Here is an 8,967-nt window from a genome sequence, read left to right on the forward strand (position 1 = left end):
CGGGTCGGCGGCGAGCGCGCGGGCCACGCCGACGCGCTGCTGCTGGCCGCCGGAGAGCTGGTAGGGGTAACGCTTCGCGAGCGCGGCGTCCAGGCCGACGCGGCCCATCAACTCCCGTGCGCGGTCCCGGGATTCGGCCTTGCTCACGCCCAACAGGCGGGGCACGGTCGCGATGTTGTCGAGGATCGTGCGGTGCTGGAAGAGGCCGGCGTTCTGGATGACGTAACCCATGCCCCGGCGCAGGGTGTTGACCGGCTGCTGACGCGTGTCGACACCGTCGATGGAGATCGTGCCCTCGCTGGGCTCGACCATCCGGTTGATCATCCGCAGGGTGGTGGTCTTGCCGCAGCCCGAGGGGCCGACCAGGACGGTGATCGCGCGGTCCGGTATCTCCAGGGAGAGCCGGTCGACGGCTGTCGTGCCGTCCGGGTACCGCTTGGTGACTGAATCTATCCGTATCAAAACGCCGAACACCCTTCGGGTCTGGCCGAATCAGCCCGCTGCCGACGCGTGTCGGGCCGTTGCGGGGAGAGTGTAGACCGCTTGTGTTGCATCTCTTCAACGGGTCCACTGTCTGAATTTCGCCATACGGGACGCGCCCCGCCGACCGCTCCCGCAGGCGCCCCGCCGACCACCTGTGAGCGTCTGCCCCGAACCCCCTGCGGCACACCTGCGAGTCCGCTGATTCCCCTGGCGCGCTGAAGGCGGTCCGTACGGGGCGGCCTGTGGGCCGCGGGCACAACGCTCGGCACGTACAGCCCCGTACACACGGGCGGGCCCCCGGATCGACTCCGGGGGCCCGCCCGTTCCCGTACCCGCTCACCCCGCCGACGGCACCACAGGCACCCCAGCCGTGCGCAGCACCTCCCCGCCCGCCACCACGGCGAAGACCTCGCACCCGGCGCGCCCGGCGGCCCACTCGACGCCCTCGCGGCCCATGGCGAAGGCGGCGGTGGCGACCGTGTCGGCCAGTGTCAGGGAGGGCGCGACGATGGTGAGGCTGTCGAGGCCGGTGGCGACGGCCCCCGTACGCCCGTCGATGATGTGGTCCCCGCGTTCGTACCGGGCGGACGTGGCGACGGCCCCCTCGGTCAGCTCCAGGACGGCGCACAGCTGGTCGGCGGCCTCGGGGTGGCGTACGCCGACCCGCCAGGGCCCGCCGCGCACCACGACGTCTCCCCCGGCGTTGAGGCAGTACCGCCGTACGCCCGCCCCGGTGAGCAGGTCGGCCGCGCGCTGCACGGACCAGCCCTTGACCACGGCGCACGGGTCGAAGTCCCGGCCGGGCAGCCGGACGTCGAAGGCTCCGCCGGTGGCAACCCGGTACTCCTCGCACAGGGCGAGCACCTCGACGAGGTCGGCGCTCAGCTCCCCGTCGGTCACCTCGCCCCGCCCGTACCGCGAGACCTCGCTGCCGGACTTGAACGGGCTGAACCGCTCGTCGACCTCGCGCAGCCAGTCGAAGACGGCGTCCCCGAGGCTCTCGGGAACCTCCTCGTCGTCGATCCGCAGCGAGACCGGAAACCCCATGACGTGCTCGACCCGGTGCACAGCTCAGCCCTTCGCGTCGATCGCGGCCTGGAGGGACTCCTTGTAGCCGTCACTGGTGATGGTCGCACCCGACACGGTGTCGATGTCCGAGCTCTGCGCCTCCAGCGTCTCGGCGATGAGCTTCGGCACGGCGGCCGTCGTCTGCGGATGGTGGGGCTGCTTCAGCATCCTGACGGCCGCGATGCTGTCGCCGTCGAAGGTGACCTCGACCTGGACGTCGCCTTTCTCAGTCCCGACGGTGGGCCCGGCGACGACCTTCGCCGAAGAAGCGGCGGCCCCGGAAGAAGCAGCCGAAGAAGAAGCAGAAGCCGCGTGCGCGTCGATCGCCGCCTGCAACGACTTCTTGTACCCGTTGCTGGTGATCGTCGCCCCGGACACCGTGTCGATGTCCGCGCTCTGCGCGCTCAGCGTCGCCGCTATCAGCTTCGGCACGGCGGCGGTCGTCTGCGGGTGGTCGGGCTGCTTCAGCATCTTGACGGCGCTGATCTTCCCGCCCTGGTACGTGATCTGTACCTGGACGTCGCCCTTCTCGGTCGGGACGGTCGGACCGGAGAACACGGTTCCCGAGGCACCCGACGGGGAGGGCGCGACCACCGCGGCACTGCTGCCGGCCGACGAGGACGCGACGCCCGGCTCGTACCGGAAGACGGGGATCAGCCCGGCGACGGACAGGACAAGAACAGGAATGGCTCGTTTCACGGTGTTTCTCTCATCCCGCCAGGCTGAAGCGCTCGAAGTGGATCTGCGGCTTGGGCACGTCCAGCTCGCGCAGAGTGCCGAGGACCGCGTTCATCATGGGCGGCGGCCCGCACAGGAAGACGTCCCGCTCGGCGATGTCCGGTACGAGCGCGGCGAGGCCGCCCGGCGCGAGGCGGTCGGGGACGGGCGGGCCGGTGACGAGGTGCAGCTCGGCGCCCTTGGCGTGCGCGAGGTCGCGCAGCTCGTCGTACAGGACGGCGTCGCGCTCGGAGCCGACCCGGTAGATGACGATCGCGTGCCCGGTGAGGTCCTCCATGAGGGCGCGGATCGGGGTGACGCCGACGCCGCCCGCGATGAGCAGCGCGTCGGTGCGGGTGCGGTGCAGCGCGGTGAACGCGCCGTAGGGGCCCTCGGCGAAGACGCGGGTGCCGGGCTTGATGTGGCGCAGGCCCGCCGAGCCGTCACCTGCCGCCTTGGCGGTGAGGCGCAGGCGCAGTCCGTCGGGGGCGGCGGACAGGGAGAAGGGGTTCGCCTGCCACCAGCGGTCCTTGGTGAGGAAGCGCCACAGGAAGAACTGGCCGGCCTGCGCGGGCATCTTGTCGAGGTCGCGGCCGGTGATGTGCACGGAGACGACGTTGTCGGACTCGGGGACGACCTCCGAGACGCGCAGCTGGTGGCGCCAGTTGCGCCACAGCGGCAGCACGAAGCGGCCGAGCGCGACGGACCCGAGGGCGGCACCCCAGAGCGTGTACCAGTAGGCGGTGGCCGCCGGGGACGCCGTGAAGGTCGTACCGATCGCGACCTGGTGGGTGAAGGCGAGGACGACGGCGACGTACGTGTAGAGGTGGATGAAGTGCCACGTCTCGTACGCGAGGCGGCGGCGGGCCCAGCGGGCGGAGGCGCCGCCGATGACCAGGATCAGGAACCAGGCGACGACGGCCCGCAGGACGCCCTCGGTGGTCTCGGCGAGGTTGACGATCTGGTTAACCGGGTCCATCGTCCCGGCGAGGTCGGCGTAGCCGAAGGCGATGAAGACGACGTGCCCGACGAGGGTCCACAGGAGGCCGAAGCCGGTCCAGCGGTGCCAGTTGGTCAGGCGGTCCATGCCGATGCGGCGGTCGAGCCAGGGCAGGCGGGCGACCAGCAGCAGCTGGAAGGCCATGAACAGGGACGCGTACAGCCCGGTGAAGCGGCCGAGCACGATCAGCGCGTTGGAGCCGAACCCGGCGTCGGCGGCGAAGTAGGCGACGGCGGCGACGTTCGCGGCGAGTACGGCGTACAGGCCGGTGCGGGCCACGACTTTCGGTCGGATACCCGTGGCGGCGGGTGTGGGGGGAGACTGCTGGACGGTCGTCACGGGCTGAAACTCCTAGATCGGCTTCTCAGGACACGAGCTTCGCCGCCGGGAGCTGTCGATACCCTGTCGTAAGACTTTCAACTAATTATCGATCCTGGAGAGTGTGATCCGCGCGCCCCGTCCTGTCAGTGGCGTAGCGCACTATGAACGGGTGGAGAAAGTACGCCTGCTCGTCGTGGACGACGACCCGCCGATCGCCGACCTCGTGGCGACGGTCGCCCGCTACGAAGGCTGGGAGGCGGTGACGGCGAACTCGGGCGAGGAAGCCCTGCGCCTGGCCGCCGAGTTCCAGCCGGACATCGTGGTGCTCGACCTGATGCTGCCCGACGTGGACGGCTTCGGGGTGCTCGACCGGCTGCGCCGGTCCGGGACGATGGTGCCTGTGGTGTTCCTCACGGCGCGCGACGGCGTCGCGGACCGGGTCGCCGGGCTCACCCGGGGCGGCGACGACTACCTGGTGAAACCGTTCGCCGTCGAGGAGCTGATGGCCCGCCTCAGGACCGTCCTGCGCCGCTCGGCGGGCCCCGGCTTCACCCGCTCGGTCCTCCAGGTCGCCGACCTGACCATGGACGAGGACACCCGCGAGGTCCGCCGCGCGGGCAAGCTCCTCACGCTCACCCCGACCGAGTACGAGGTGCTGCGCTACCTGATGCGCCGCTCCCCCACCGTCCTCACCAAGGCGCAGATCCTCGACCACGTCTGGGAGTACGGCTTCGGCGGCCGGTCCAACGTCGTCGAGCTGGTCGTCAGCCGCCTGCGCCGCAAGCTCGACGCGACCGGCGACCCGCTGATCCACACCGTGCGCGGATTCGGGTACGTCGTACGCCGCCAGGCCGCCGAATGATCACGCGACTGCGGCGCTCGTACGGGCGCATGCGGCTCGGTACGCGCCTGGCGCTCGGCCTCGGCGCGCTCGCGCTGATCGTCTTCGCGGTCGTCGGCACAGCGCTCACGACCTACATGCGCGACTACCTCTCCTCCCAGCTCGACACCCAGATCGCCCAGGCGCAGATCGCCCAGTCCAAGAACGTCGCGGACACCGGCAAGCTGACGGGCAAGAAGTACTGGAGCTGGTTCTACGCCGTCTACGACATCAAGGACGGCAAGCCCGAGCTGCGTAAACCCGAGGACCCGACCGACCTCCCCCAGGACGTCTCCGGTTTCACCGCCCTCGCCAAGGCCCAGGGGGGCTCCGCCGAGGAGCTGCTGCGCACCGAGCACATCGACGAGGTCGGCGACTACCGGCTGCGCGCCTGCGAGGTCGAGCCCGGCGTCGTCCTGGTCAGCGCGGCGCCGCTGGACGACATCGACGACACCGTCCAGCGCCTGGTCAAGATCCAGGTCGTCGCCTTCGGGTTCGCGCTGCTCGTCCTCGTCGTCATAGGCCGCCGACTGCTGCGGCGCGGGCTCAACCCCCTCAGCGACATGGCCCACACGGCCCACAACATCGCGTCCCACGACCTCACGGACTCCGCGTCCCGGCTGCCCCTGCGCGCCGACAAGCGGGGCGGCGGGCCCGAGGTGGAGGAGCTGCGGACCGCCTTCAACACGATGCTGGAACACATCGACGACTCCCTCGCCGTGCGGGCCGAGGCCGAGCAGCGGCTCCGGCGGTTCGTCGCGGACGCCTCGCACGAGCTCCGTACGCCCCTGATGTCCGTACGGGGGTACGCCGACCTCTTCCAGTACGCCGCCGCCAACGCCCCCGAGGAGCGGGAGCGCCACCTCGCCCGCCTGCGTGCCGAGGCCGCGCGGATGGGGTTCCTGCTGGACGACCTGCTCCTGCTCGCCCGCCTCGACGCGGCCGAGGTCGAAGCGCCGCTGCGGATGGACGACGGGGACCTGGTGGACCTCGTGGAGCAGGCCGCCGACGCCTTCCGGGCCAGCCACAAGGACCACCCGCTGACCGTGCTGCCGGGGCCCTCGTCATTGCCCCTGCGCCTCGACCCCCAGCGGATCCGCCAGGTGCTGGACAACCTGCTGACCAACGCGGCTGTCCATACGCCGGCGGATACGGCCGTGTCCGTCGAGGTGCGGGTCGAAGGGGAGCTGGTGTGCGTCCGGGTCGCCGACGAGGGGCCCGGGGTGCCGGTGGAGGACCGGGAGCGCGTGTTCGACCGGTTCTACCGGATCGACAAGGCGCGCAGCCGGGACCGGGGCGGGAGCGGGCTGGGGCTGTCGGTGGCCCGGTCGCTGGTGCGGGCCCACGGGGGGACGATCAGGCTGGCGGAGGAGGCGGGGAGGACGGTGTTCGTGGTGGAACTGCCGCTGAAGTGAGGGCGAGTGCCCTTCGTACGGTCTCCTCGGTCAATCCATCCGCGCTGTTGTCGAACTCCAGCCGTCGCGCTCCCTCCCAACGGCAGGGGTTCGCCTGCGACTTGGCCCAGAAGGCGGGCCAGTCCGCCAGCTTCGAGGCGTCCCGCGCCAAGCCCCTTGCTCTGACGCGCTGTTGGGCCGTGTCGGAGTCAACTCGTACGTGTACTACGACCGGTTCGACACCGTCGGGCCAGCTGTGGCTTTTCACCGTGGCCGTGAGGAAGGCGGGGTCCGCGAAGTAGCTGCCGAAGGGGGCGTCCAGGACCACCGAGCGGCCCACGGCGAGGTTGTCGCGGGCCAGGTCCAGGAGGGTCAGGTACTCCAACTCCCTTACCGTGGACAGGTAGTACGCGTTCCCGTCCCGGTCGTCGGGGTCCGTACCGGCCGCCTTCAGCAGCGCTTCCGTCAGCCTCGTGCAGACCGTGTCCTTGTCCAGGTGGGCCGCGCCGGTCAGCTTCGCGAGGAGGAGGGCGACGCTGGACTTGCCGGAGCCGGCGGGGCCGATGACGAAGTAGGCCCTCACCTCTGCGGGTCCTCGCGCTGCGTGTCCTCGTGCTGCGTGTCCTTCACGAAGAACAGGTACGACATCCCCCCGACCAGCAGCAGCACCCCGCCCACCAGGAACACCAGGCTGTAGCTGTTGCCGGTCGCGTCGAGGATCGCGCCCGTGACGATCGGCGCGAGCGCGGCGCCCAGGAAGCCGCCGAAGTTCTGGATCGCCCCCAGCGAGGCGACCTGGTGCGGCGCGGCGAGGTCGGACGCGAGCGTCCACAGGCACCCCATCGGCACCTGCGCCGCGAAGTACCCGAGGGACAGCAAGGCGACAGCGAGGGGCGTGCTGTCGACGTACGCGACCGGCAGGACGGCCGCCGCGGCGAGGACGGCACCGCCGACGATCGGCACCTTCCGTGCCGTGACCGCCGGGAGCCCGCGCCGGATCAGCCGCCCGGAGAGGACACCGCCGAACAGCACGCCGCCGATCCCGCACAGGTACGGCAGCGAAGCCAGCCACCCCGTCTCCGCGAGGCTGAACCCCCGCGAGGTCTCCAGATAACTGGGCAGCCAGGTCAGATACACCCACACCGTGTAGAAGATCCCGAACGCCCCCAGGATCATGAACCACGTGTTCCGCTGCCCGAACAACGCACCCCAACTGGCCTTGCTCTCCCCGCCCTTGACGCCCTCAGCGATCTCCTCCCCCCGGATCAGGGCCTGTTCCCTCAACGTCGGGTCCCGGTAGACCCGCAGCCACACCAGCATCACGAAGATCCCGAGCGCCCCGACCACGAGAAACATCCCCCGCCAGCCGAAGGCGATCAGCAACGAGGTGAGCAGGGGCGGCGCGATCGCGTTGGCTATCTGGGACCCGGTGTTGACGACGGAAATGGGCAACGCCCGCTCTTCCTTGCCGAACCAGCGCTCGTTCACCTTCAAACTCGCGGTGAAGAAAGGCGATTCAGCAACACCGAGCGCGACACGAGCGGCGTACAGAAGCCCGAAGCTGCTCGCGGCGGCGGTGACCATGGTCATCAACGACCACAGCCCAGCGGCCCACGCGTACATCTTCTTCGGCCCGAACCTGTCGACCAGATACCCGGCAGGCAGATTCGCGATGGCGTACGGCCACGAGAACGCGGCGAGCAGCAACCCCATCTCGGTCGAACTCAGCCCGAACTCACCGGAGATGGTGGTGTTGGCGACGCTGAGGGTGGCCCGATCAAGGTAGTTGACGATGCCGCCGACGACGAGAAGAGCGACGAAGGCCCAGCGGAGACGGAGGGAGGGAGAGGTTTTGGCGGGAGAGGAGGTGAGGGTTTCCTGATTCACGCGGGACGACTCCTGATCTTTAGGGGCGCGGGGAACTGCGCGATCAGCCACGAAGGCGCGGCAGACGAAGCACCTACCTTCGGGCCCCTTCAATCGCCTGCAACATCACCGCCGCCGCCTCAGTAACCCGGCGATAATCACCATCCACACGCGCCGCCTTGGTAACAAAGCTCCCGACCCCCACCGCAACAACCCCCGCGTCGAACCACTCCTTCACGTTCTCCGGCGTCACCCCACCCGTAGGCATGATCGGCGCCTGCGGCAACGGCGCCCGCACGGTCCGCACATACGCGGGCCCACCAGAAAACTCCGCCGGAAACAGCTTCACAATGTCCGCCCCGGCCTCCATCGTCCGCACGATCTCGGTCGGCGTGAACGCCCCACTGACAGTCACCGCCTGATACCGATTCGCCGTGGCGATCATCTCGGGCTCCAGATTGGGACTGACCAGCAACCGGGCCCCCGCCTGAACACACGCGAACGCGGACTGCGCGTCCAGCACGGTCCCGGCCCCCACAAGCACCTCGTCCCCGTACCGGGAAGCCAGCGTGGAGATCACCCCCAGCGCCCCCGGCACGGACAACGTGATCTCCAGCGCCCGGAACCCACCCTCGATGGCGGCCTCGGACACGGCGAGCGCCTCGTCCGCACTGTCGAGCCGGACGATGAGCAGCGCACCCGTACGGGTGATCGACTCCAGAGCCGTAAACTTCGTTACCATGAGAGCACACGCTAGAACACAGATTCACACGATGTCACGAGTCGGGACACCGGAATTTCGACGGCTAGGCTGCTGAACGCGCGCGCCGTAGACAGCCGAGGAGACGCGAGTGAGCCCAGCGGGCAAGGCCCCCTTGATCCCCGAGCAGCGTCACCAGGAGCTGTTGCGGCTGCTGCGGGCGAGCGGCGTGCTGAGCATCCGTGACCTGACGTCGGCGCTGGACGTCTCGCACATGACGGTCCGCCGGGACATCGCGGCGCTGGAGCGGACGGGCCTGGTCGTCTCCGTGCAGGGCGGCGTACGCCTGGCCGAACGCGCCGGGCACGCGCCCCCGCGTGAACGCTCGACGCGCGCCGGTCTGGAGATCCCGCGCAAGCAGGCGATCGCCGAGCGCGCCGCCAGGAACGGGACGACCGACTGGCACGTCGTCCCCGCGTCCAGGTAGATCACCATGTCGTCCGCGATCAGCGACGCCGCGCGCTCGGCGATCGCCTGC

At 70.0% G+C, this 8,967-nt stretch carries 9 protein-coding genes and 1 pseudogene; 3 read left to right on the forward strand and 7 right to left on the reverse strand.

Annotated elements, in window-relative coordinates:
• From AOK24_RS02560 to AOK24_RS02575, 4 genes are all read right to left on the reverse strand, one after another.
• A partial coding sequence (locus AOK24_RS02560; protein WP_159051776.1) for an ATP-binding cassette domain-containing protein occupies positions 1-462 on the reverse strand: 462 nt, incomplete at its 3' end.
• 357 nt (positions 463-819) lie between these two features.
• Positions 820-1,551: an FAD:protein FMN transferase gene (locus AOK24_RS02565; RefSeq protein ID WP_055718404.1), complete on the reverse strand. Its 732-nt coding sequence runs from the start codon at positions 1,549-1,551 to the stop codon at positions 820-822.
• 3 nt (positions 1,552-1,554) lie between these two features.
• Positions 1,555-2,250 (reverse strand): FMN-binding protein, encoded by a 696-nt coding sequence (locus AOK24_RS02570; protein WP_055718405.1) that lies wholly within the window; start codon positions 2,248-2,250, stop codon positions 1,555-1,557.
• A 10-nt stretch (positions 2,251-2,260) separates the two neighbouring features.
• Complete coding sequence (locus AOK24_RS02575; RefSeq protein ID WP_055718406.1) at positions 2,261-3,607, reverse strand: ferredoxin reductase family protein; 1,347 nt, start codon at positions 3,605-3,607, stop codon at positions 2,261-2,263.
• Positions 3,608-3,758: 151 nt separating this feature from the next.
• Here AOK24_RS02575 and AOK24_RS02580 point away from each other — a divergent pair, with 151 nt between their 5' ends.
• Both AOK24_RS02580 and AOK24_RS02585 read left to right on the forward strand, forming a co-directional pair.
• Entirely contained in the window at positions 3,759-4,451 is a 693-nt protein-coding gene (locus AOK24_RS02580) for a response regulator transcription factor (protein ID WP_079056645.1), read from the forward strand.
• Complete coding sequence (locus AOK24_RS02585) at positions 4,448-5,884, forward strand: sensor histidine kinase (RefSeq protein WP_055718407.1); 1,437 nt, start codon at positions 4,448-4,450, stop codon at positions 5,882-5,884. The genes AOK24_RS02580 and AOK24_RS02585 overlap by 4 nt, the downstream gene beginning before the upstream one ends.
• Here the strand turns inward: AOK24_RS02585 and AOK24_RS02590 are convergent.
• The 3 genes from AOK24_RS02590 to AOK24_RS02600 all read right to left on the reverse strand — a co-directional run bounded on the left by AOK24_RS02590 (position 5,826) and on the right by AOK24_RS02600 (position 8,471).
• Positions 5,826-6,446: a P-loop nucleotide/nucleoside kinase family protein gene (locus tag AOK24_RS02590; RefSeq protein WP_055718408.1), complete on the reverse strand. Its 621-nt coding sequence runs from the start codon at positions 6,444-6,446 to the stop codon at positions 5,826-5,828. The two genes, AOK24_RS02585 and AOK24_RS02590, sit on opposite strands and share 59 nt — an antisense overlap.
• Entirely contained in the window at positions 6,443-7,750 is a 1,308-nt protein-coding gene (locus AOK24_RS02595) for an MFS transporter (protein WP_055718409.1), read from the reverse strand. Before AOK24_RS02595 ends, AOK24_RS02590 begins: the two co-directional genes overlap by 4 nt.
• 73 nt (positions 7,751-7,823) lie before the next feature.
• Positions 7,824-8,471, reverse strand: a complete 648-nt coding sequence (locus AOK24_RS02600; protein ID WP_055718410.1) for a bifunctional 4-hydroxy-2-oxoglutarate aldolase/2-dehydro-3-deoxy-phosphogluconate aldolase — start codon at positions 8,469-8,471, stop codon at positions 7,824-7,826.
• A gap of 109 nt (positions 8,472-8,580) precedes the next feature.
• Between AOK24_RS02600 and AOK24_RS52465 the strand changes: the two are divergent.
• A pseudogene (locus AOK24_RS52465) lies at positions 8,581-8,772 on the forward strand (DeoR family transcriptional regulator); the annotation flags it as partial.
• Positions 8,773-8,967: the final 195 nt, after the last annotated feature.

Origin of the sequence: Streptomyces niveiscabiei, assembly GCF_001419795.1 — a bacterium.
GTDB lineage: Bacteria > Actinomycetota > Actinomycetes > Streptomycetales > Streptomycetaceae > Streptomyces > Streptomyces niveiscabiei.

What these genes read in the sequence shown, in the direction of transcription:
- AOK24_RS02600 (WP_055718410.1), bottom strand. Translation starts at nt 8,471, where the DNA reads ATGGTAACGAAGTTTACGGCTCTGGAGTCGATCACCCGTACGGGTGCG.
- AOK24_RS02585 (WP_055718407.1), top strand. Translation starts at nt 4,448, where the DNA reads ATGATCACGCGACTGCGGCGCTCGTACGGGCGCATGCGGCTCGGTACG.